20 protein-coding genes are annotated in these 23,090 nt (G+C 71.2%); 8 read left to right on the forward strand and 12 right to left on the reverse strand.

What is annotated here, in order from left to right:
- Positions 1-29 precede the first annotated feature (29 nt).
- Positions 30-2,597 carry an ABC transporter ATP-binding protein/permease gene (locus NUT86_RS10540; RefSeq protein WP_274734776.1) on the reverse strand — a complete coding sequence of 856 codons (2,568 nt, stop codon included), beginning with the start codon at positions 2,595-2,597 and terminating at the stop codon, positions 30-32.
- A gap of 551 nt (positions 2,598-3,148) precedes the next feature.
- On the opposite strand from NUT86_RS10540, the gene serB reads away from it, so the two are divergent.
- Positions 3,149-4,393 (forward strand): phosphoserine phosphatase SerB, encoded by a 1,245-nt coding sequence (gene serB / locus NUT86_RS10545; protein ID WP_018091765.1) that lies wholly within the window; start codon positions 3,149-3,151, stop codon positions 4,391-4,393.
- A gap of 164 nt (positions 4,394-4,557) precedes the next feature.
- On the opposite strand, the gene NUT86_RS10550 is transcribed toward serB, so the two are convergent.
- The 4 genes from NUT86_RS10550 to NUT86_RS10565 form a co-directional block, all read right to left on the reverse strand.
- On the reverse strand, positions 4,558-5,076 hold the full coding sequence (locus NUT86_RS10550) for a SixA phosphatase family protein (RefSeq protein ID WP_018091766.1): 519 nt from the start codon (positions 5,074-5,076) through the stop codon (positions 4,558-4,560).
- An 84-nt stretch (positions 5,077-5,160) separates the two neighbouring features.
- Positions 5,161-5,373, reverse strand: coding sequence for a hypothetical protein (locus tag NUT86_RS10555; protein WP_018091767.1), 213 nt, complete (start codon positions 5,371-5,373; stop codon positions 5,161-5,163).
- Positions 5,374-5,599: 226 nt separating this feature from the next.
- A complete protein-coding gene (locus NUT86_RS10560; protein ID WP_262371136.1) occupies positions 5,600-5,716 on the reverse strand; it encodes an SGM_5486 family transporter-associated protein in 117 nt (38 codons plus the stop codon).
- 16 nt (positions 5,717-5,732) lie between these two features.
- Positions 5,733-7,031, reverse strand: a complete 1,299-nt coding sequence (locus NUT86_RS10565) for a CynX/NimT family MFS transporter (protein WP_274734780.1) — start codon at positions 7,029-7,031, stop codon at positions 5,733-5,735.
- A gap of 145 nt (positions 7,032-7,176) precedes the next feature.
- Between NUT86_RS10565 and NUT86_RS10570 the strand changes: the two genes are divergently transcribed.
- Positions 7,177-7,857 (forward strand): FadR/GntR family transcriptional regulator, encoded by a 681-nt coding sequence (locus NUT86_RS10570; protein WP_018091770.1) that lies wholly within the window; start codon positions 7,177-7,179, stop codon positions 7,855-7,857.
- 162 nt (positions 7,858-8,019) lie between these two features.
- Here NUT86_RS10570 and fabI read toward each other — a convergent pair whose 3' ends face one another.
- Both fabI and fabG read right to left on the reverse strand, forming a co-directional pair.
- Positions 8,020-8,790 (reverse strand): enoyl-ACP reductase FabI, encoded by a 771-nt coding sequence (fabI, locus tag NUT86_RS10575; protein WP_018091771.1) that lies wholly within the window; start codon positions 8,788-8,790, stop codon positions 8,020-8,022.
- Between the two features lie 5 nt (positions 8,791-8,795).
- A complete protein-coding gene (gene fabG / locus NUT86_RS10580) occupies positions 8,796-9,500 on the reverse strand; it encodes a 3-oxoacyl-[acyl-carrier-protein] reductase (RefSeq protein ID WP_018091772.1) in 705 nt (234 codons plus the stop codon).
- A gap of 284 nt (positions 9,501-9,784) precedes the next feature.
- Here fabG and NUT86_RS10585 point away from each other — a divergent pair, with 284 nt between their 5' ends.
- The 3 genes from NUT86_RS10585 (at position 9,785) to tyrS (ending at position 14,411) form a co-directional block, all read left to right on the forward strand.
- Positions 9,785-11,314, forward strand: coding sequence for a TldD/PmbA family protein (locus NUT86_RS10585; RefSeq protein WP_274734785.1), 1,530 nt, complete (start codon positions 9,785-9,787; stop codon positions 11,312-11,314).
- Between the two features lie 82 nt (positions 11,315-11,396).
- Positions 11,397-12,851, forward strand: coding sequence for a metallopeptidase TldD-related protein (locus tag NUT86_RS10590; protein ID WP_274734786.1), 1,455 nt, complete (start codon positions 11,397-11,399; stop codon positions 12,849-12,851).
- Between the two features lie 156 nt (positions 12,852-13,007).
- Positions 13,008-14,411, forward strand: coding sequence for a tyrosine--tRNA ligase (gene tyrS / locus NUT86_RS10595; RefSeq protein ID WP_274734787.1), 1,404 nt, complete (start codon positions 13,008-13,010; stop codon positions 14,409-14,411).
- A 61-nt stretch (positions 14,412-14,472) separates the two neighbouring features.
- On the opposite strand, the gene NUT86_RS10600 is transcribed toward tyrS, so the two are convergent.
- Positions 14,473-14,751, reverse strand: a complete 279-nt coding sequence (locus NUT86_RS10600; protein ID WP_018091776.1) for a GlsB/YeaQ/YmgE family stress response membrane protein — start codon at positions 14,749-14,751, stop codon at positions 14,473-14,475.
- Positions 14,752-14,972: 221 nt separating this feature from the next.
- Between NUT86_RS10600 and NUT86_RS10605 the strand changes: the two genes are divergently transcribed.
- Together NUT86_RS10605 and NUT86_RS10610 are read left to right on the forward strand one after the other, a co-directional pair.
- Positions 14,973-15,347 carry a DUF3099 domain-containing protein gene (locus tag NUT86_RS10605; RefSeq protein ID WP_274734788.1) on the forward strand — a complete coding sequence of 125 codons (375 nt, stop codon included), beginning with the start codon at positions 14,973-14,975 and terminating at the stop codon, positions 15,345-15,347.
- A gap of 231 nt (positions 15,348-15,578) precedes the next feature.
- The gene (locus NUT86_RS10610) at positions 15,579-15,824 is read left to right on the forward strand and encodes a hypothetical protein (RefSeq protein ID WP_018091778.1); all 246 of its coding nucleotides are present in this window, start codon (positions 15,579-15,581) and stop codon (positions 15,822-15,824) included.
- An 11-nt stretch (positions 15,825-15,835) separates the two neighbouring features.
- Here NUT86_RS10610 and moaA read toward each other — a convergent pair whose 3' ends face one another.
- The 3 genes from moaA to NUT86_RS10625 form a co-directional block, all read right to left on the reverse strand.
- Positions 15,836-16,825, reverse strand: coding sequence for a GTP 3',8-cyclase MoaA (gene moaA / locus NUT86_RS10615; protein WP_018091779.1), 990 nt, complete (start codon positions 16,823-16,825; stop codon positions 15,836-15,838).
- A gap of 184 nt (positions 16,826-17,009) precedes the next feature.
- A complete protein-coding gene (locus tag NUT86_RS10620; RefSeq protein WP_274734790.1) occupies positions 17,010-18,647 on the reverse strand; it encodes a solute symporter family protein in 1,638 nt (545 codons plus the stop codon).
- Positions 18,644-18,988 carry a DUF485 domain-containing protein gene (locus tag NUT86_RS10625; RefSeq protein ID WP_018091781.1) on the reverse strand — a complete coding sequence of 115 codons (345 nt, stop codon included), beginning with the start codon at positions 18,986-18,988 and terminating at the stop codon, positions 18,644-18,646. The genes NUT86_RS10620 and NUT86_RS10625 overlap by 4 nt, the downstream gene beginning before the upstream one ends.
- 757 nt (positions 18,989-19,745) lie before the next feature.
- Here NUT86_RS10625 and NUT86_RS10630 point away from each other — a divergent pair.
- Positions 19,746-21,260: a S8 family serine peptidase gene (locus NUT86_RS10630; protein ID WP_274734791.1), complete on the forward strand. Its 1,515-nt coding sequence runs from the start codon at positions 19,746-19,748 to the stop codon at positions 21,258-21,260.
- Between the two features lie 99 nt (positions 21,261-21,359).
- Here the strand turns inward: NUT86_RS10630 and NUT86_RS10635 are convergent, their stop codons facing one another.
- On the reverse strand, positions 21,360-23,048 hold the full coding sequence (locus NUT86_RS10635; RefSeq protein ID WP_274734793.1) for a TIGR03086 family metal-binding protein: 1,689 nt from the start codon (positions 23,046-23,048) through the stop codon (positions 21,360-21,362).
- Positions 23,049-23,090: the final 42 nt, after the last annotated feature.

Raw genomic sequence — 23,090 nt, forward strand, 5'->3', positions numbered from 1 at the left:
CCTCGGGCGTGCCGGTGCACAGCGCGGCGTTACTTGCGCATGACCTCCGGCTCGTGGCGGCGCAGCAGCCGCGCGACGACGAAGGCGAGCGCGATGCCCAGCGTGATCAGGATGATCATGTCCATCACGTAGACACCGGTCTGGTGCTTCCACAGCGGGTCCGGGTTGCCCGGCTCCCACGGCAGCAGGGTGTTCATGTCGGCGGTCGCGCCCATCGCGCCGACGGCCCAGCGCGACGGCATCAGCCAGGCGAACTGCGCGACGCCCACCGTGTCGAAGAGCTGGAAGAGCACGCCGGTGAAGACGACCTGGACGATGGCGAACATGACCAGCAGCGGCATGGTCTTCTCGGCGGTCTTGACCAGCGCGGAGATGATCAGGCCGAACATCATCGAGGTGAAGCCGAGCGCGATGATCGCCAGCGCCATCTCGATCGCCGGGACCTTCTCCACCAGGAGGCCCTCGTCGGGCATGTTCCGGGTCGAGAAACCTATCGCCGCGATGATCACGCCCTGGATGGCCGTGACCACGCCGAGCACGATCACCTTGGACATCAGATACGCCGACCGCGACAGGCCGGTGGCCCGTTCGCGCTCGTAGATGACCCGCTCCTTGATGAGCTCACGGACCGAGTTGGCGGCGCCCGAGAAGCACATCCCGACCGCGAGGATCAGCATGATCGTGCTCGCGTCGCGGTTGGTGCGGTGTCTGTTCAGCGGTCCGTAGCCGAGGCCGTAGTCGCTGGGGATCAGCATCGAGACCACACCGAGCACCGCGGGCAGGATCAGCATCAGCCCGAGGAAACCGCGGTCGGAGGCGAGCACCGAGACATAACGGCGCATCAGCGTCCACAGCTGCGAGCCCCAGCTCTGGGACTTCTGTATCCGGGCCGGCGGCACCTGGACGTTGACCGACTGCGGGGCGACGGCGTCGATGTCGGCGGCGTACATCTGGTAGTGCGGGGAGCCGCGCCAGCGCCCCATCCAGTCGTAGTCGCGGTAGTTCTCGAACGCCGAGAAGACATCCGCCCAGGTGTCGTACTGGAAGAAGTTGAGCGCTTCCTCGGGCGGGCCGAAGTAGGCCACGCCACCGCCCGGGGCCATCACCAGCAGCTTGTCGCACAGCCCGAGTTCGGCCACCGAGTGCGTGACGACCAGGACCGTACGGCCGTCGTCGGCGAGGCCGCGCAGCAGCTGCATGACATCGCGGTCCATGCCCGGGTCGAGTCCGGAGGTCGGCTCGTCCAGGAAGATCAGTGACGGCTTGGTGAGCAGCTCCAGGGCCACCGACACCCGCTTGCGCTGACCGCCGGAGAGCGAGGTGACCCGCTTGTCCTTGTGGATGTCGAGCTTGAGCTCGCGCAGCACCTCGTCGATCCGGGCCTCGCGCTCGGACTCCGCGGTGTCACCGGGGAAGCGGAGCTTGGCGGCGTAGCGGAGCGCCTTTTGGACGGTCAGTTCCTTGTGCAGGATGTCGTCCTGCGGGACCAGGCCGATGCGCTGGCGCAGTTCGGCGAACTGCTTGTAGAGGTTCCGGTTGTCGTAGAGGACATCGCCCTGGTTGGCGGGCCGGTAGCCGGTCAGCGCCTTGAGCAGGGTCGACTTGCCGGAGCCCGAGGGGCCGATGACCGCGATCAGCGACTTCTCGGGGACGCCGAAGGAGACGTCCTTGAGGATCTGCTTGCCGCCGTCGACGGTGACGGTCAGATGGCGGGCCGAGAAGGAGACCTCGCCGGTGTCGACGAACTCCTCAAGGCGGTCGCCGACCAGCCGGAAGGTGGAGTGACCGACGCCGATGATGTCGTTCGGGCCGATCACCGCCGTACCGGACTTGGCGACCGGCTGACCGTTGACGTAGGTGCCGTTGTGGCTGCCCAGGTCGCGGATCTCGAAGCGGCCGTCGGGGGTGGCGCGGAACTCGGCGTGGTGGCGGGAGACCTGGAGGTCGGAGACGACCAGCTCGTTCTCCAGCGCACGGCCGATGCGCATCACCCGGCCCGAGTCGAGGCGGTGGAAGGTGGTCGGGCTGCGGTCACCGTGGACCGGTCCCCCGCCGGCCTTCTGCGCGGGGCGCTCCTGTGGCGGCCGGGCCTGCTGCGGGGGCACGGCCTGCTGCTGCGGCTGTGCCTGCTGGGGCGGGACGTAGGGCGGCTGCTGCCCCTGCGGCGGCGCCTGCCAGCCCTGCTGGGCGGGCGACTGGTGGGCCGGCGCCTGGTGTGCGGGGGGCGCCTGCCAGCCCTGCGCGGCCTGCTGCTGCGGCGCCATCGCGGGCCGCGCGCTGAAGGCGTCGGCGGCCGGGGCCGACAGGGTCACCCGCGGGCCGTCGGTGGCATTGCCCAGATGCACGGTCGAGCCGGGGCCGATCTCCATCTGGTGGATCCGCTGGCCCTGGACGTACGTGCCGTTGGTGCTGCCCTGGTCTTCGATGATCCAGCCGCGGCCGGCCCATCTCACGGTGGCGTGCCGCCAGGAGACCCTGGCGTCGTCGAGCACCATGTCGCCCTGCGGATCACGGCCCACGTTGTAGGACCGGGACGGGTCGAGCGTCCAGGTCCTTCCGTTCAATTCGAGTACGAGTTCAGGCACTCCATGCCCCATTACATAGTCCCCCGAGTGACGCCCTGTATGGGAAGTCTAGGGATGGCGAACATCGTGAGGAACTATTTCAGGCTTGGCCCACCGACCGGAAACCGGGACGTGACCGGGGTGCAGGGGGCCCGCGCCGGTGACGCCAAACGCTCCCGGAGCACGGGAAGAACCCATGCATGGGCAGGGATCACCGGATTCCGGGTGTTCCGGACCGACCGGGTACCGCGGGGCGCGTGCAGCACCCGCCGGGTACGTCATGCACGTCCGCCCCGGAGGCCGCATTATGGGATGAAGCGGACGAATACCCGACCGGCGGCGCGGCCCGGCGCGGTCGTGCTCCGTCAGCCTGCCGAACGCTCCGGTCCGGCAAGGGCGTTGGCATACCGGGCGGATGCCCCGGCCAACGGTCCGGGGCGGGCCGGACACGACTCCATAACGATCGACGGCGGCGACCGGGGCCGGGAGCGACGGGGCGCGGGCCCGAGGGCACGGGGCCGCGCCGGTCCGAACCCCGGACACCCGTACGGACGCGGCCGCCCGGCGGTTACCGTAAGGGCACCATGAGCGCATCGCAGATCCCGCCTGCCACCGCCGTAACGGGCGATGACGTACCGACCCTGCTCGTCAAGATCTTCGGGAAGGACCGGCCCGGCATCACCGCAGGTCTCTTCGACACCCTCGCTGCCTACTCCGTCGATGTCGTGGACATCGAACAGGTGGTGACCCGGGGACGCATCACGCTGTGCGCACTGGTCACCGCCCCCTCCCCCGCTCAGGGCGCCACCGGCTCCTCCGAGGGCGACCTGCGGGCCACCGTGCACAGCTGGGCCGAGTCGCTGAACCTCCAGGCGGAGATCATCTCCGGCCGGGGTGACAACCGCCCGCGCGGCACCGGACGTTCGCACGTCACCGTGCTGGGGCATCCGCTCACCGCCGAGTCGGCCGCCGCGATCGCCGCCGCCATAACGTCCACCGGCGGCAACATCGACCGCATCTTCCGGCTCGCCAAGTATCCGGTGACCGCCGTCGAGTTCGCGGTCTCCGGTGCGGCGACCGAGGCGCTGCGCAGTGTGCTGGCGCCCGAGGCCGCACAGCTCGGGGTGGATGTCGCCGTGGTGGCGGCCGGGCTGCAGCGCCGGGCGCAGCGGCTGGTCGTCATGGACGTCGACTCGACGCTCATCCAGGACGAGGTCATCGAGCTGTTCGCGGCGCACGCCGGCTGTGAGGCCGAGGTCGCCGAGGTCACCACCGCCGCGATGCGCGGTGAGCTGGACTTCGAGCAGTCGCTGCACGCCCGGGTCGAGCTGCTCGGCGGGCTCGACGCCTCCGTGGTCGAGGCCGTGCGCAAGGAGGTGCGGCTCACCCCCGGGGCCCGCACCCTGGTACGGACCCTGAAGCGGCTCGGCTATCAAGTCGGCGTCGTCTCGGGGGGCTTCACCCAGGTCACCGATGCGCTCAAGGAAGAGCTGGGGCTGGACTTTGCCTCCGCCAACACCCTGGAGATCGTCGACGGCAAGCTCACCGGCCGGGTCACCGGCGCCATCGTGGACCGGGCCGGGAAGGCCAGGCTGCTGCGGGAATTCGCACAGCAGGCGGGGGTGCCGCTCGCGCAGACCGTGGCGATCGGGGACGGCGCCAACGACCTCGACATGCTGAACGCGGCCGGGCTCGGTGTCGCCTTCAACGCCAAGCCGGTGGTGCGGGAGGCGGCGCACACCGCCGTGAACGTGCCGTTCCTGGACACCGTGCTGTATCTGCTGGGCATCACCCGCGACGAGGTCGAGGCGGCGGACACCCACGAGTGACCCGCGCCGGCCGCACCGGCCGTGTCGGCACGGCCACGCGGCCACGCGGTCGACGTGCCTGACGAGACGCCGTCCTCACACGGCCGAGGGCCCCGGCAGAACCGCTGCCGGGGCCCTCGTCGTCTCCGCTCCCCGCACGCACCGGGCGGGCGGAGGTGCCGGGATCACTCGTGCGGCGTCCAGTACGCGACCAGCCGTCCGACGCCGTGCTCGACCGACTTCCAGGAGCCGTTGAAGGTCAGCACGGCCACCGAGGCGGTCGGGAAGCCGCTGCGGTTCATCCGCGGCAGCAGATCACCGTCGGCCTCGCCCGAGAGGGCGTCGGCGAGGGCGTGCACACCGGGGTTGTGCCCGACCAGCATCAGGTCGTTCACCTCGTCGGAAGTCTCGTTCAGCAGCGCGATGAGCTCGCCGAGAGAGGCTTCGTAGATCCGCTCCTCATAGACGGTCTTGGGCCGCTGCGGGAGTTCATGGACGGCGAGCTTCCAGGTCTCGCGGGTACGCACTGAGGTCGAGCACAGGGTCAGATCAGGGGTGATCCCGGCTCCGGCCAGCCAGCGGCCGGCTACCGGGGCATCCTTGCGGCCGCGGTCGGCGAGCGGACGCTCATGGTCGCTGCTGTCCGACCATTCGGCCTTGGCGTGTCGGAGGAGGACAATCCGGCGGGGTGTATCGGCGCTCATGCGTCCCAGCTTCGCACGAAAGGCGGCGCGGGGCGCGGGGTGTTGAAGCGCTCGTTCCGCTGGGTGGGACGCGGGCACGGCTGATCACCGGACACCGCCGTCCAGCAGCTCGGCCAGGAGTTCCAGCAGCGGGGCCAGGCCCTGCCGGGCGCTCGCGGCGCTCGCCTCGGAGGAGCCGGCGACGAGCGCCAGCAGGGCTATGAAGGAGACCACCGGCAGGGCCAGCGCCCACCACGGCAGCCGCGTCCGCAGACGGGACGCCTTGGCTGCGGGCGGGCGGCGGAACGCGGCGGACATGCGGAGTGCCTCCGTGATGCGTCGACGGGCGCGCCCGGCCGCGGACGGCGGCGCGCCCACCGCTGTCTGCGGTGTACTTCGACGCTACGGATCACCGGGGGCCGTTCCTATCCGGGAAGCCACCCACTCACCCCTGACGCCTGCCCCCTAGGGGACGCGGGGGCTGCCCCCACCCCGCGCCCACGAGTTCCGGCCACGGGGCCCATGGGTTCCGGCCACGGTCCGGCTAAGGCGCGATGACACTCGCGATGATCGCGACGACGACGGTCACGCCGAGCATGGCGCCCAGGACGAGGAGCAGCTTCTTCTGTCCGCCCTGCGGATTCGGTTCGAGCACTGGCATGGGCCCAGTGTCGCACTCACGCCTCGTCCTCGATCCGGCGGTCCCGGCCGGCCAGCACACCCACCGCGATCTGCGGCACCATGAGCCCGGCCATCAGGGCGATCGGCAGCCCCCAGCCGCCGCTGTGCTGGTAGAGCGTGCCGACCAGCAGCGGTCCGGGAATGGAGATCAGATAGCCGACGCTCTGGGCGAAGGCCGAGAGCTTGACGACGCCGGCGGAGCTGGTCGAGCGCATCCCGATCATCGTCAGGGCCAGCGGGAAGGCGCAGTTGGAGATGCCCATCAGCAGCGCCCAGGCCCAGGCGCCGGCGGCCGGTGCCAGCCACAGTCCGGTGTAGCCGGCCAGACCGCAGAGGCCGAGCAGCACCACGAGCGGGCCCTGGTGCCGCATCCGGGTCGCCAGCCGTGGCAGGACGAAGGAGAGCGGGACGCCCATCGCCATCGTGACGGCGAGCAGCACGCCCGCGGTACCCGCCGAGACCCCGGCGTCGCGGAAGATCTGCGGCATCCAGCCCATGGTGATGTACGCGGCCGTGGCCTGCAGGCCGAAGAAGACGGCCAGCGCCCAGGCGGTCGGCGACGAGGTGATCCGTACCGGGGCCTCCGGGGGCCGGGCCGCGGTGGAGGCGGCCGCTCCGGCGAGGGCCCGGCGCTGCCGGACCACCACGAGCCAGGGCAGCACGGCGACCGCGGCGAGCGCCCCCCACACCGCCAGGCCGGTCCGCCAACTGCCGCCCAGCGCCTCGGTCATGGGGACGGTGAGCGCCGCGGCGAGCGAGGTGCCCAGGGCCAGCGCCATGGAGTAGAGCCCGGTCATCGAGCCGACCCGGCCGGGGAACCAGCTCTTGATGACGACCGGCATCAGGACATTGCTGACCGCAATTCCGGCCAGGGCGAGCGCGCTGGCGGCGAGGAAACCGCCGGTGCCGCCGAGGTACGGGCGCGCCACGACGCCCACGGTGATCGCGGCCATTCCGGCGCAGACGATCGCACCGGGCCCCCAGCGCCTGGCCAGCCGGGGCGCGGCGATGCCGAAGGCGGCGAAGCACAGGGCAGGGACGGAGGTCAGCAGGCCGGCGACGGTACCGCTCATGCCGAGGCCGGCGCGGACCTCCTCCAGGAGGGCGCCGAGGCTGGTGATGGCCGGGCGGAGGTTGAGCGCGGCGAGGACGAGACCGGCGATCACCAGGCGCGGCAGCCAGCGGCCGGCCGGCCCGGCCGACGGGGCGGCATGCCCGGGGCCCGGCTGCGGGTGTTGCGGGCCGTCGGCCGGGTCGGTGGAGGGGCCGAGGGTCGCGAGGTCGTCGTCTGCCATAGACGCCATCATAGAATCATGGGATGAATCCCTGTCCAATTGATATCGGTAGCCTCTGCTGTCTCGGGCGGCGCCGGGAACCGACAGGATCCGGCGGGCGCCGCCCCGCCGCCGTCCGTCCGCCCCTTCCCCCCGGAGCGCAGCCATGCCTCTGACCTCGCCCCGCCGGTCCGCGCTGGCGGACCAGGTGATCGCGCAGCTGCGCGCCCAGATCACGTCCGGTGAGTGGCCGGTGGGATCCCGTATCCCGACCGAACCGGAACTCGTCGAGCAGCTCGGGGTGGCCCGTAACACCGTCCGCGAGGCCGTCCGGGCGCTGGCCCACAACGGGCTGCTGGACATCCGCCAGGGGTCGGGCACCTACGTGGTGGCCACCAGTGAACTGGCCGGGGTGATGAACCGCCGGTTCGCGGCGGCCGAGCCCGGCCACGTCGCCGAGCTGCGCAGCGCCCTGGAGGCGTCGGCCGCCCGGCTCGCCGCGGAGCGGCGCACCCCACAGGACCTGCGGCAGATCGACACCCTGCTGGAGCGGCGCGAGCGGGCCTGGGAGTCCGGTGCGGCGGAGGCCTTCGTGGAGGCGGACGCGACCTTGCACATGGCGATCGTGTCGGCCTCCCACAACGAGGTGCTGGCCGAGATCTACGCCGACCTCGGGGGCGTGCTGCGGGACTTCCTGCGGGCCGATGTGGGCGAGGAGCTGCGGCCCGAGGCGCATATGGACCATGCCCGGCTGGTGGAGGCGATCCGTGCGGGCGACGCCGACCGGGCGGCCGCCGAGGCGAGTGCGCACCCCTTCGGCTGCCGGCTGACCGTTCCGGGGCCCTGAGGGGTCGAACACTTCCCGTAGGGGAGGCCGGCGCCCCCTGCGGGCCACAACGGGGCGGGCGGGGGCGGTATTCCCGTGAGGGCCATGACTGATTCCCATGGCGCAATGCGTACTGCCCGCCCCGGCACACCGGGACGGGCAGCATGGAGGAAACGCGGGACGTCAGGCGCCCATCATGTGCACACCGCCGTCGACGTGCACGATCTCGCCCGTCGTCCGCGGGAAGAAGTCGGACAGCAGGCCGACGACACCACGGCCGGCCGGCTCCGGGTCGGCCAGGTCCCAGCCGATCGGGGCGCGGTGGTTCCACACGTCCGCCAGCTCCTCGAAGCCGGGGATGGACTTGGCGGCCATCGACTTGATGGGGCCGGCCGAGACCAGGTTGCAGCGGATGCCCTTGGGGCCCAGGTCACGCGCCAGGTAGCGGTTGGTGCTCTCCAGCGCCGCCTTGGCCACGCCCATCCAGTCGTACTTCGGCCAGGCGATCTGCGCGTCGAAGGTGAGACCGACGACCGCGCCGCCGTGCTCCATGAGCGGCAGGCAGGCCATGGTCAGCGACTTGTAGGAGTACGCCGAGACCTGGACCGCGGTGCCGACGTCCGACCACTCGGCCTCCAGGAAGTTGAAGGCGCCCTGCGGGCCGAAGGCGATGGAGTGCACGATGCCGTCGAGGCGGGCGCCCTCGCCCTGGTGCTCGCGGATCTTGTCGGCCAGACCGTCCAGGTGCTCCTGGTTGGTGACGTCCAGCTCGATGACCGGGGCGGGCTTGGGCAGCCGCTTGGCGATCCGCTCCACGAGGGAGAGCCGGCCGAAGCCGGTGAGGATGACCTCGGCGCCCTCGTTCTGGGCGACCTTGGCCGCCTGGAACGCGATCGACGACTCGGTCAGAACACCCGTGACCAGGATGCGCTTGCCTGCAAGGATTCCACTCATGCTGATCAGTGACCCATGCCCAATCCGCCGTCGACAGGAATGACGGCTCCGGTGATGTACGCGGCCTCGTCGGAGGCCAGGAAGCGGACCGAGGCGGCGATCTCCTCGGGCTGCGCATACCGCGCGAGCGGCACCTGCTTGACGATGCTCTCCCGCTGCTCGTCGGTGAGCACGCGGGTCATGTCGGTGTCGACGAAGCCGGGGGCGACGACGTTGACGGTGATGTTGCGGCTGCCCAGCTCGCGGGCGAGCGAGCGGGCGAAGCCCACCAGCCCGGCCTTGGAGGCGGCGTAGTTCGCCTGGCCCGGCGCGCCCATCAGGCCCACCACGGACGAGATCAGCACGACCCGGCCCTTGCGGGCCCGCAGCATCGCGCGGTTGGCGCGCTTGACCACCCGGAACGTGCCGGTGAGGTTGGTCTCCAGGACCGAGGTGAAGTCCTCCTCGGACATCCGCATCAGCAGCTGGTCACGGGTGACGCCGGCGTTGGCCACCAGCACCTCGACCGGACCCTGCTTCTCCTCGATCTCCTTGTACGCCTGCTCGACCTGCTCGTTGTCCGTGATGTCGCACTTCACGGCCAAAAATCCCGCGGGGGGCTCGCCCGAGCGGTAGGTGATGGCGACCTTGTCGCCTGCCTCGGCGAAGGCACGGGCAATGGCGAGGCCGATGCCGCGGTTACCTCCGGTGACCAGAACCGAGCGGCTCAAGAGATCACCCTTTCCGTTTCTGTCCGTCCTGCGTTCGATACGAAACTATCGGTCGCGGGGTCCTTCCGGGGAATCGAGCACGGACAGGCGCGTGCGCCGGTCACTGTCGGGTCTCCACAGAACCACGGCGGAATCCCGGACCGCGGCGGCCCCCGCCGGCCGTGTCGCACCGGACCCCGGCACCGTGCGTCACCTTGGCCGGCGCCCGGTGCCGCACCCCGGTGTCCTCTGGGCCGGGGGCCCGCCACAGGGCATGATGCAGGCGCCGACCACGGGAGGAATCCTTGCCTGCACCCCATGCCGTTGACGAGACATTCCTGGCGCTGCCGCTGCACGCGCTGGCCGATGCCGCGCTGGCCCGCGCCCGCGCGCTGGGCGCCGACCATGCGGACTTCCGCCTGGAGCGGATCCGCAGCGCGTCCTGGCGGCTGCGCGACGCCCGTCCGTCCGGGACCTCGGACATCACCGACCTGGGGTACGCGGTGCGGGTGGTGCACGGCGGGGCCTGGGGGTTCGCGTCCGGGGTGGATCTGACGATGGACGCGGCCGCGCGGGTGGCCGCGCAGGCGGTGGCGATGGCGAAGCTGTCCGCGAAGGTGATCAAGGCCGCGGGCTCCGACGAGAGGGTGGAGCTGGCGCCGGAACCCGCGCACCCGGACCGCACCTGGGTCTCCTCGTACGAGATCAACCCCTTCGACGTCCCGGACGCCGACAAGACCGGGCTGCTGGCGGAGTGGAGCACGCGGCTGCTGGCCGCCGAGGGCGTGGCCCATGCGGACGCCGCGCTGCTGACCGTCCAGGAGAACAAGTTCTACGCGGACACCGCGGGCACCAGCACCACTCAGCAGCGGGTACGGCTGCATCCGCAGCTCACCGCGGTCGCGGTGGACCCGGCGAGCGGCGACTTCGACTCGATGCGGACCCTGGCCCCGCCGGTCGGGCGCGGCTGGGAGTATCTGACCGGCGGCCACTACGACTGGGACGGTGAACTGGCCCGGATCCCCGAGCACCTCGCCGAGAAGATGCGCGCACCGACCGTCGAGGCCGGTGCGTACGACCTGGTGGTGGATCCGTCCAACCTCTGGCTGACGATCCACGAGTCGATCGGGCACGCCACCGAGCTGGACCGGGCGCTGGGCTACGAGGCGGCGTACGCGGGGACCTCGTTCGCCACCTTCGACCAGCTCGGGAAGCTGGCGTACGGCTCCGGGATCATGAATGTGACGGGCGACCGGACCGCCGAGCACGGACTCGCGACGATCGGCTACGACGACGAGGGAGTGGCCGCACAGTCCTGGGACCTGATCAAGGACGGAACCCTGGTCGGCTACCAACTCGACCGCAGAATCGCCCAGTTGACGGGCTTCACCCGCTCCAACGGCTGCGCCTACGCGGACTCCCCCGGCCATGTCCCGGTCCAGCGGATGGCGAACGTCTCGCTGCGGCCGGCGGCGGACGGCCCGTCCACGGACGAGCTGATCTCCGGGGTGGAGCGCGGCATCTATGTCGTCGGCGACCGCTCGTGGTCCATCGATATGCAGCGGTACAACTTCCAGTTCACCCAGCAGCGGGCGTATGCGATCCGCAACGGCCGTCTCTGCGGGCAGGTGCGGGACGTCGCCTATCAGGCGACCACCACCGACTTCTGGGGCTCGATGACCGCGGTCGGCGGCCCGGAGACCTATGTGCTGGGCGGCGCCTTCAACTGCGGCAAGGCCCAGCCCGGCCAGGTCGCCGCCGTCTCGCACGGCTGCCCCTCCGCCCTCTTCCAGGGCGTGAACATTCTGAACACGACGCAGGAGGCCGGTCGATGAGCCGCCACCACGGAACCGGCCGGGGGTCCGGGGGTCGTCCCCCGGGAAGGCACAGTCTGAACACGACGCAGGAGGCCGGTCGATGAGCACGCGCAGGTCGCGTACGAACACCCCACACGAGATCGTCGAGCGGGCGCTGGAGCTCTCCCGCGCCGACGGCTGTGCGGTCATCGCCGATGAGCACTCCAGCGCCAATCTGCGCTGGGCGGGCAATGCGCTCACCACCAATGGCGTCACCCGCGGCCGCACCCTGACGGTGGTGGCGACCGTGGACGGCGGGCAGGGCACCGCCTCCGGTGTCGTCTCGCGCTCCGCGGTGACGGCGGACGACTTGGAGCCGCTGGTCCGGGCCGCCGAGGCGGCCGCCCGGGAGGCCGGGCCCGCCGAGGACGCCCAGCCGCTGGTCGGCGGCGGGAAGGCGTCCGCCGACTTCACCGAGGCGCCCGCCGAGACCTCCTCGGAGGTGTTCGCGGCGTTCGCGCCGGCGCTCGGCGAGTCCTTCCAGCTGGCCCGCGCGGGCGGCCGGGAGCTGTACGGCTTCGCCCACCACGAGGTCGTCTCGTCGTATCTGGGCACCTCGACCGGGCTGCGGCTGCGGCACGACCAGCCCACCGGGACGCTGGAGCTGAACGCCAGGGCGGCAGGTTCCGACGGGGCCGTACCCCGCTCGGCCTGGACCGGCCGGGCGACCCGCGACTTCACCGATGTCGACCCGCGGGAGCTGGACACCGAGCTGAGCCGGCGGCTGGACTGGGCCGGGCGGCGCATCGAGCTGCCCGCCGGGCGGTACGAGACGCTGCTGCCGCCGACCGCCGTCGCCGACCTGCTGATCTACCAGATGTGGTCGTCCGGCGCCCGGGACGCCGCCGAGGGCCGCACGGTCTTCTCCAGGCCGGCCGACGGCGACGGCGCGGCGGGGCGGCCCGGGACGGGCACCCGGCTGGGCGAGCGGCTCAGCGAGCTGCCGCTGACGCTGCGCAGCGACCCGCGGGCGCCGGGGCTGGAGTGCGCGCCGTTCGTCCTGGCGCACTCCTCCGGCGACGATGCCTCGGTCTTCGACAACGGGCTGCCGCTGACGGCCACCGACTGGATCCGCGAAGGGGTGCTCAACCGGCTGCTGACCACCCGGCACAGTGCCGGGCTGACCGGCCTGCCGGTGGCGCCGGGCATCGACAACCTCCTGCTGGAGGGCGGAGGTTCGCGCTCGCTGGACGAGATGGTGGCGGCCGCCGGCCATGACGGTCCGGCGCTGCTGCTGACCTGCCTGTGGTACATCCGCGAGGTGGACCCGGCGACGCTGCTGCTGACCGGTCTGACCCGGGACGGTGTCTATCTGGTCGAGAACGGCGAGGTGGTCGGCGAGGTCAACAACTTCCGGTTCAACGAGTCGCCGGTGGACCTGCTGTCCCGGGCGGTGGAGGCGGGCCGTACGGAGCGGACCCTGCCGCGCGAGTGGGGCGACTACTTCACCCGCGCCGCGATGCCGGCGCTGCGCATTCCGGACTTCAACATGAGTTCGGTCAGCCGCGGGGTGTGAGAGGCCTGTGTGCGCCCGGCCCGTCGCGGCGGGCCGGGCGGGCGGACGGCGCGGGAGTGTCGTACCCGGCGGGCGCACGGCGCGGGAGTGTCGTACCGGGCGAATAGACTGTCCGCTTGTCCTCCCCTCGGGGAACCACGATCGATCAGGAACGCCATGACACGCCTCGGCGAATCCGTCGCCCGCGCCACCACGCTGCTCTCCGCCGACCTCTCCTCGGACGCCACGGTCCAGGAGCTGCTCAAGGAGACGGGCGCGCGGCGCTATCTGGATCTGACGGACCTGCCCGCCAAGGAGCAGGCCGAGCTGATCGCGGCCCGTACGGTCGAGGTCCTGCCGGGCGTGGAGAAGCTGGCCGAGCGGATCGAGGAGCGCCGGGCGGCCGGCAAGGGTCTGCACATCAAGTTGGGCATCGACCCGACGGCCACCGATGTGCACCTCGGGCATGCGGTCCCGCTGATCATCCTGAGCCGGTTCCAGCGGCTGGGCCATGACGTCACGCTGATCATCGGTGACTTCACCGCCAAGATCGGCGACCCCTCGGGCCGTACGGCCGAGCGCCCGCCGCTGACCGACGAGGACATCGCGCAGAACCTCGCCACGTACCGCGAACAGGTACGTCCCTTCTTCGACTTCGAGAAGGTCAGCTTCCGGCAGAACAGCGAGTGGCTGGCGCCGTACACCTTCCCGGAGCTGCTGTCGCTGCTCGCCCAGGTGCCGGCCTCGCAGCTGCTGCAGCGCGAGGACTTCCGCAACCGGCTGGCCGCCGGGTCCGGTCTGACCATGACGGAGCTGCTGTACCCCATCGCCCAGGGCCTGGACTCGGTGGCGCTGGAGTGCGATGTGGAGCTGGGCGGCTCCGACCAGCTGCTCAATCTGCAGATGGGCCGCAAGCTGATGGAGCTGCGCGGGCAGCGGCCGCAGCTGGTGGTGACCATGCCGCTGATCGAGGGCACGGACGGCACCGGCGCCAAGATGTCCAAGTCCAAGGGCAATTACGTCGGGCTGAGCGCGCCCGCCGACGATGTCTTCGGCAAGATCATGTCGGTGCCGGACCGGCTGATGGAGCCGTACCTCAAGGCCTGGACGGAGTGGACCGACGAGGAGATCGCGCTCGTCCTGGGCCGGGTCGCGGACCGCTCGCTGCACCCGATGGACCTCAAGAAGGTCCTGGCGGGCGAGGTCGTGGCCGCGCTGTACGGGATGGACGCGGCGATGGCGGCGCGGGCCGGTTTCGTGGCGCAGTTCTCCAAGAAGTCGTTCGCCGATGTGGAGTCGCTGCCGTCGGTGGATGTCGCGGCGCACGGCGCGGAGACGGTGGCAGCGGTGCTGACGACGGTGCTGGAGTTCACCCCGAGCGCCTCGGCGGCGCGGCGGCTGGCCAAGCAGAACGCGCTGCGGCTGGTCGTGGAGGGCGAGGGCAAGCAGCAGACCGTGGTGCTGGCGGAGGCCGATGCGGCCCGGCCGCTGGGCGAGGTGCTGGCCGAGAAGCTGGCGGACTCCCCCGGCGTCGCCTACCTGAAGGCCGGCCGCAAGCTGGGCCGGCTCGACGGCCGCTGAGACGGCAGACGTACGGACGGCCGGCGCGCGGAGGGTGCGCCGGCCGCCCGTGTGAGCACGGCTAGGTCGCCTGTTTCTTGCGGCCCCGCATGGAGACCCAGAGGCGGTCACCGATGCCGACGACGAGGACCGCGCCGGCCAGTTGCAGCAGGTGCCGGATCCAGTCGATGCCGCCGGTCTCGTTGACCCCGATGCCGGTGGCCGCCCAGTTGCCGAGGACGCTGCCCAGCATGCCGAAGATCACTGTCAGCCAGAGCGGAATCTGCTGCTTGCCCGGGATGATGGCCTTCGCGATCAGGCCCAGCACCAGGCCCACGATGATGGCCCACAACCACGTCATGTCGACTCCTCTTGCGGCGCGGTGCAGATGACGGTCGCTCCGTCAGTGTCGCCCCGCTTCGACTACGGCGCACGCCGGAGCCGGGTGTACGCACGGTGGCCCGGCCGACCCGGGCGAGGCGTGGCACGACCCGGTCTCGAAGGCGGCGCAGTCGCGGCGTACCGTGGAAACCGACCGGATAGCGGGGAAATCCGGCATGACTGACCAGGTGGTGGAGCGTGATGCGGAAGCAGAGCAGCGGCGAGACCTTCCGGATCACCGGAGCCCGGCAGGGGCTGTCCGAGGATGTCCGCGGGCGGCAGCGCCGGTATGTGATCTCGATGGCGGTGCGGACGGTGGCCGTGGTGCTGACCGTCGTGCTGTGGAACATCGAGCGGCCCGTGGCCATCGCCACGTTGGTACTGGGGCTGGCGCTGCCCTATATCGCGGTCGTCATCGCCAACGCGGGCCGGGAGAACGCCCCTTCGCTCCCGAAGACTTTCGTCGCGGGCCCGACCAGGCCGATGCTGACGCCGGGTGCCTCCGACGCCCCGTCGGAGTCCGTTCCGGAACGTCCGGCGGCGGGCGCTTCCGCACCGGAACATGACCCCCGCTGATCATCTCCCGGTCTGCAAAGCTCAAGAAAAGCTCAGATCAATCATGGAGTTCCGGTGCACTCGGCACCTTCCCCCGTGACATACTGCGTACGCGCTCCGCATCCCCCGTCGGAGCGACGGACCGACGCCGGGCGGCTCCCCCCGTGGCTGCCCGGCGTCGTCATGTCCGCAGGGCCTGACGGGCGGGATCGCCGGGCCGGGTCCGTGATCCCAGGACGTAGGGTTGAGGCCGTGAACTCCCCGAATCCCCAGGACTCCGCCGACAGCGCCGTCATCTGCTCCGCGAAGGGCTGCCGCGCCGCGGCCGTGTGGGTGCTGGCCTGGAACAACCCGAAGCTGCACACTCCGGACCGGCGCAAGACCTGGCTGGCCTGCGAGGAGCACCGGGAGCATCTGTCGCAGTTCCTCGGGGTGCGCGGCTTCCTGAAGGATGTCGTGACGCTGGAGGACTGGGAGGCGTCGGCCGCCGGTCGCTGAGACCGACCGGCTCAGCCGCCGATCGCGGACATCGGGCGCTCCGGCTGCAGGAACGACGGGTCGTCCAGACCCGAGCCCGCCTTCTTGCCCCACATCGCGACCTTCCATATCCGCGCGATCTCGTCATCGGGCGCCTCGGAGCGCAGCGCGGTCCGCAGGTCCGTCTCCTCGGTGGCGAACAGGCACGTACGGACCTGGCCGTCGGCGGTCAGACGGGTGCGGTCGCAGGCCCGGCAGAACGGGCGGGTGACCGAGGCGATCACTCCGACGCGGTGCGGGCCGCCGTCGACGATCCAGCGCTCGGCGGGCGCGGAGCCACGCTCGTCCTGGCCCTCGGGGGTGAGCGCGAAGCGGGTGCGCAGCGAGGCGAGGATGTCGCCCGCGGTGATCATGCCGTCGCGCTTCCAGCCGTGCTGGGCGTCCAGCGGCATCTGCTCGATGAAGCGGAGCTCGTAGTCGTGCGCGATCGCCCAGGCCAGCAGGTCGGGGGCCTCGTCGTCATTGAGGCCCGGCATCAGGACGGCGTTGACCTTGACCGGGGTCAGTCCGGCCGCGCGGGCCGCCTCCAGGCCGCGGAGGACGTCGCCGTGCCGCTTGCGGCGGGTCATGGCCTGGAAGACCTCCGGCCGGAGGGTGTCGAGGGAGACATTGACGCGGTCCAGACCGGCGTCGCGGAGGGCGGTGGCGGTGCGCTCCAGGCCGATGCCGTTGGTGGTCAGCGACATCTGGGGGCGTGGGGTGAGGGCGGCGACGCGCTCGACGATGCCGGGCAGACCGGGGCGGAGCAGCGGCTCACCGCCGGTGAAGCGGACCTCGTCGATGCCCAGGTCGCGCACGGCGATGGTGATCAGCCGGACGATTTCGTCGTCGGTGAGCAGATCGGGCTTGGCGAGCCACTGAAGGCCCTCTTCCGGCATGCAGTACGTGCACCGCAGATTGCACCGGTCCGTGAGCGAAACGCGCAGGTCGGTGGCCACGCGGCCATACGTGTCGATGAGCACTGGGCCCCCTCCCCAAGAGTGATGGCTCGGTACGTCTCCTCAGGTGGATCAGTACGTCTTCGAGCCTACGCGATGGGTGTGACAGTGAGCAGAGATGAGAAGCACGAGGCGGGCGGGGCGGCATCGTAGAGATCTACGACGCCGTCCCGCCCGGCCCCTGTGGGGACGGCTCAGCCGGCCCCGTTCAGTGGGCGCCGGTCCCGGTCAGCGAGCGGACCTCCAGTTCGGCGTACTTCTGGGCGTCCGGCTCCTCCTTCGACAGCAGCGATCCCAGCCAGCCGAGCAGGAAGCCCAGCGGGATGGAGATCAGCCCCGGGTTCTCCAGCGGGAAGAAGGCGAAGTCCGCGGCGGGGAACATCGAGGTCTCCTTGCCGGAGACCACCGGGGAGAAGAGGACCAGGAAGACGGAGGAGGCGAGGCCTCCGTAGATGGACCACAGCGCGCCCTGGGTGGTGAAGCGCTTCCAGAACAGGCTGTAGAGGATCGTCGGGAGGTTGGCGGAGGCGGCGACCGCGAAGGCGAGCGCCACCAGGCCGGCGACGTTCAGCCCGCGGGCGAAGACGCCCAGCACGATGGCGACCGCGCCGATGCCGACGGTCGCCCAGCGGGCCGCGCCGACCTCCTCCTTCTCAGTGGCCTTGCCCTTGCGGAAGACATTGACGTACAGGTCGTGCGCGAAGGACGAGGACGAGGCGAGGGTGAGGCCGGCGACCACCGCGAGGATGGTGGCGAAGGCGACGGCGGAGATGACGGCGAGCAGGATGGCGCCGCCGGTGGAGCCGGCGCCGCCGCCGATGGCCTCGGCGAGGAGCGGGGCCGCGGTGTTGCCCGCCTTGTTGGAGGCGGTGATCGTCTCGGGCTTGATGAGGGCCGCGGCGCCGAAGCCCAGCGCGATGGTCATCAGGTAGAAGACGCCGATGATGCCGATCGCCCAGTTCACGGACTTACGGGCGGCCTTGGCGGTGGGGACCGTGTAGAAGCGGATGAGGATGTGCGGCAGGCCCGCGGTGCCCAGGACGAGGGCGAGGCCCAGCGAGATGAAGTCGATCTTCGAAGTGGCGCTGACGCCGTATTTGAGGCCGGGCTCCAGGAAGGCGGCGCCCTTGCCGCTGTTTTCCGCGGCGGCGCCGAGCAGCGAGGAGAGGTTGAAGTTGAACTTGAGCGCCACCAGGAAGGTGATGAGCAGGGTGCCGGCGATCAGCAGGACCGCCTTGACCATCTGGACCCAGGTGGTGCCCTTCATGCCGCCGATGGTGACGTAGAGGATCATCACGATGCCGACGAGGACGACGACCAGGATCTTGCCCGCCTCGCTGGTGATGCCCAGGAGCAGGGTGACCAGGGCGCCCGCACCGGCCATCTGGGCGAGCAGGTAGAAGATCGAGACGACGATGGTGGAGGTGCCCGCGGCCGTACGGACCGGGCGCTGGCGCATCCGGTAGGCGAGGACGTCGCCCATGGTGAACCGGCCGGAGTTGCGCAGCGGTTCGGCGACCAGGAGCAGCGCGACGAGCCAGGCGACGAGGAAGCCGATGGAGTAGAGGAAGCCGTCGTAGCCGAAGAGGGCGATGGCGCCGGCGATGCCGAGGAAGGACGCGGCGGACATGTAGTCGCCGGAGATGGCCAGCCCGTTCTGGAATCCGGTGAACTGCCGCCCGCCGGCGTAGAAGTCCTCCGCGCCCTTGGTCTGCCGGCCGGCCCAGACCGTGATGGCGAGGGTGGCGGCGACGAAGACCGCGAAGAGAGTGATGATCAGGGCGCGGTGCTCGCCCGCGCCGCCGGCCGCGAGCTGCTGCACGAGCGGCTGCTGGGTGAGGTTCATGCGTCGCCCTCCAGGCGGGACTTGATGGCCTCGGCCTTCGGGTCGAGCTTGGCGGCGGCGTGCCGGGAGTACCACCAGGCGATGAGGAAGGTCGTCACGAACTGGGCGATGCCGAGGACGAAGGCGACATTGAGGTGACCGACGACCTTGATCGCCATGAAGCCGCCGGCGTAGCTCGACAGCAGCACATATCCGAGGTACCAGAGGATGAAGGCGACGGTGAGCGGGAAGGCGAATGAGCGGTGTGCGCGGCGGAGTTCATCGAATTCCGCGCTCGACTGCACCTGGAGGTAGTCGGGCGGCTCATGCGTCCCCGGGTCAAGGGTCGGTGCGGCACTCACGGGATCTCCTGACGCGAAGGGGCGGGTTTCCCAGGGACCGGTCCGGGACCTGCACGGGAGCGCCCCGACCGATCATAAGGAATATATAAGTGATCTAGATCACGCATGGTAGAGGCGCATCACACGATCCGACAGGGGGGTGTTGGTTGAATCCCAGAAGAATCCGAGGGAATGCCCGCGCCGACCGCCACCGCGCCCGGGGCGCTTCGTTGAGCCCGGTGTGAATCCGCCGCCCCAGCAGGCCCCGCAGTCCCCCGCTCCCCGTCGGCGCCCGTACGGCAGCGTCCGGCTGCCTGCGCCGCTCACCGTTGCCCCGTCGGAACCCCGGCCGGGGACCGCCACGGCCGCCCGCCGCTGGTACGGTCCGCGGATCGCGCTGCCCCCGCTGAGCATCACGACTCTGCGGCGCAACGGCTGACCGGCCCGCCCGCGGCCCGCCGACGGCAGGACGGCCGACGGTAGAACGGCCGACGGCAGGACGGGCGGCGGCGGAACGGGCGGCGACCCACCGGCCAGGGCCACGGCGACGGCGACGGCCATGAGGGCGGCCCCGAGGGTGGCCATGACGGCCGATCAGATCGCGCCGTACGCGGCTGACGCGCCATCAATTCAGGGCTCGTGGCAGCTTTTTTTTCCCCCGTTTTTTTCCGCTTTCCATTGCTGTACGCGAGTGATCGCCGATAGCTTCACGTCTCACTGCACCCCACCCGTGCGCAATCCGCCGCACGGGCGGTCTCCCGGATGATGTGGAGTACCCATGGCACATCCCCGATCCAGACGCATGCGGGCGCTGGCCGTACCGCTCGGACTGGCTCTGACGGCGTCGCTCGGTTTCCTGCCGCAGGCGGCCACCGCCGCGCCCCAGGACTCCGCCCCGGCCGCCGCGGCCTCGGCCGACGGCCCGCTGCTCTCGTACGTCGTGAACACCACGCCCGGCCACACCACGGTCGGCAAGGTCAAGAAGGCGATAGCCCAGGCCGGCGGGAAGGTGATCATCGCCCATGAGCAGATAGGCGTGATCGTCGTCCACTCGGCCAACCCGCAGTTCGCCGCCACCGTGCGGACGGTGCCGGGCGTGCAGTCGGCGGGCGCGTCCCGTACCGCGCCGCTCAAGGCACAGGGCACCACCGACGTCGGCAAACCGCAGAAGGTCGACCTGCCGAAGTCCCAGCTCAAGGCGGCCGGCCAGGCGGCGAAGGCGAACGGCGAGGAGCCGCTCGAACCGCTGCAGTGGGACCTGCCCGCCATCAAGGCCGACAAGGCCGCGAAGGTGAACCCGGGCAGCAAGAAGGTCACCGTCGCCGTCATCGACACCGGCGTGGACGACACCCACCCCGATCTGAAGGCCAACTTCTCCGCGAAGCAGTCCGCCAACTGCGTGGGCGGTGTGGCCGATACGTCCAAGGGTGCCTGGCGCCCCTGGGACCCGGACAACGACTACCACGGCACGCATGTCGCGGGCTCGATCGCCGCGGCCCGCAACGGCGTCGGCGTGGCCGGGGTCGCCCCGGGCGTGCAGATATCCGCCCTCAAGGTCAGCGAGCCGGAGACCAGCCTCTTCTACGCCGAGAGCGTGGTCTGCGCCTTCGTCTTCGCGGCCGACCACGGTGTCGAGGTCACCAACAACAGCTACTACGTCGACCCGTGGATGTTCAACTGCAAGAACGACGCCGACCAGGCCGCCATCATTGATGCGGTCGGGCGTGCGGCGAGCTACGCCCAGCGCAAGGGCGCGATCAACGTCGCGGCGGCGGGCAACTCCGATCTCGACCTGGCGGCCGCCAAGCTGACCGACGACTCCAGCCCGAACGACACCACCCCGGTCGAGCGCACCATCACCCCGAAGACCTGCTGGGACGTGCCCACCCAGCTGCCGGGTACGGTGACGGTCGCGGCGAGCGGAGTGCAGAAGCTCAAGTCCGGTTACTCCAACTACGGACTCGGCCAGATCGATGTGGCCGCGCCGGGCGGTGACTCGAAGCAGGTGCCCGAGCTGCCCGCCAAGAACGGCAACATCCTCTCCACCATGCCGGGCGGCGACTGGGCCTACCTGGCCGGTACGTCCATGGCGAGCCCGCATGTCGCGGGTGTCGCGGCGCTGCTCAAGAGCACCCACCCGAAGTCCAGCCCGCAGGAGATCCAGTGGCTCCTGAAGAAGCAGGCGGACAACCCCGGCTGCCCCACGGGTGAGTCCACCTGCACCGGCACCAAGCATGTCAACAGCCACTTCGGCTACGGCATCGTCGATGCGCTGGACGCGGTGAAGAAGTAACTCCAGGGCCGGTAACGGCAGTTGTGGGGAGGGCCGGGTGATCGCACCCGGCCCTCCCTCCTGTCGTCCCGGGAGCGGGCCGGTGGGCTGGTGGGCCGGTCAGGCAGGGTCGCGGCCGAGGAAGGCCGCCAGCCGGTCCGTGGCGCTCGCGCCGGGCGGAGCGGGGCGCTCCGGGGCGAACGAGCTGCCCTCGGTGCGCGGTGCGGCGCCGTAGATCCGGCGCGCCGCGGCCAGGGTCTCCTCGGCGGCCTCCGGCGCCAGTCCGGTCGGCGCGCCGGTCGCCCGTGCCAAGTCCCAGCCGTGGGCGAGGAGTTCGACCACGACCTGTTGGACGATCATCGCGCCGGGCGCCTCGTAGGGGCCGTAGGTGCGCCGGAGCATCCCGCTGCCGGTGAAGGCGGCGAGGGCGGCGCGTACCGAGTCGTCGAAGGCGGCGCGGTGGTCGTCACCGAGGTGGTCGGCGGTGTGGTCATCGCGCGGGGCGTCCTCGGCGATCGAGGTGGCCATCAGGTTCTCCCACACCATGTGGTCGAGCAGCTGCCGTACGCTCCACCCCGCGCACGGTGTCGGCAGCGCGAGGTCCTCGGGCCGTACGGCGGCGACCAGGGCGGCGACATCGCGGGTCACCTGCTCGTAGGCGCGCAGTACCCGGTCCGGGTCGGTGCCGTCGAACGCGGAGCGGTCCAGCCCGTACGGCCGGGGGTGGGCGCGCAGCGCGGCCGTGGTCCAGGCTCCCGCGGTGTCCCAGCGGGGTGGCGCGGGCCGGCCGGTGACCGTGCACAGCAGCTGCCAGTAGCGCTCGACAACGGGTTCGGCGGCGGTCTCCAGCTGCTCCAGCAGCCGGGCACGGGCCGCCGGGTTGTCCTCGGTGGGCGGGTCGGCGGTGCCGGTCTGGGTGGGGAGCCAGGCGGCGACCAGCTCGGCGATGACGGGCTCCGCGGCCGGGGAGTCCGGGGCGATCCCGGCCGCGACGGCCGCCTCACCGCGTACCCGCATCAACTCCGCGACCCGGGCGGCGGCTTGCCCCTGCGCGGCCTGCTCCTGCGCCGCCTGCTCCTGCATGGCCGGGTCCGGCGCCGCGGCGGTGCGCGGCTCGGTCGTGGCGTGGCTCGCCCCCGGGGCGTGTCTCTCCTCCGGGGCGTACGGCTCGCTCTTGGCGTCCGGCTCCCCCGCCGGCGGTGCCGTACGCGCGCTGTACTCGGCCAGCCGGCGCAGTGCCGCCCGTAGTTCCGGCTCGCGGACCAGGGCGGCCAGCTCGATCCAGGCGCCGATCTGCTCAGGGGTGGGATCGTCGGGCAGATCGGGGGTGGCGGCCAGCAGACCGCTGCGGTAGGCGGGGGCGTCCACCCCGTCGAGGGCGTCCTCGACGAAGTCCGTGATGATCCGTCGGCGTTCCCGGGCGGACAGACGGGCCAGTTCGGTCATGTACGGCAGCTCCTCTGCTGCGCTGCCCCGCGCGGCCACCGAGCGCAGCACGGCGGACTGCAGCCGCAGGGTGCGGATCTGCGCGTCCAGCGCGTCCGCCCACTGCTCCGCCGTCTCGGCGACCGTGAGCTCGCGGTGCAGCACGGACCGGATGGCCGTCAGACCGATGCCCAGTTCGCGCAGGCTGCGCACGATCTCCAGGCGGGCCGGGGCGTCCGGGCCGTAGAGCCGGTAGCCCGCGGGGGTGCGGGCGGCGGGCGGCAGCAGGTCCTGGTCCGACCAACTGCGGATGGTCTTGACCGGCACACCGGTCAGCCGTGCCAGTTCGCCGATGGTCAGCAGACCCGTGCCGTCCTCGTTCATCCCGTCCACTCTCGGGTCTCCCTCGGGGGGAGACTCAAGCCG

Source organism: Streptomyces sp. G7(2002) (assembly GCF_028870195.1).
Lineage (GTDB): Bacteria > Actinomycetota > Actinomycetes > Streptomycetales > Streptomycetaceae > Streptomyces > Streptomyces nigrescens.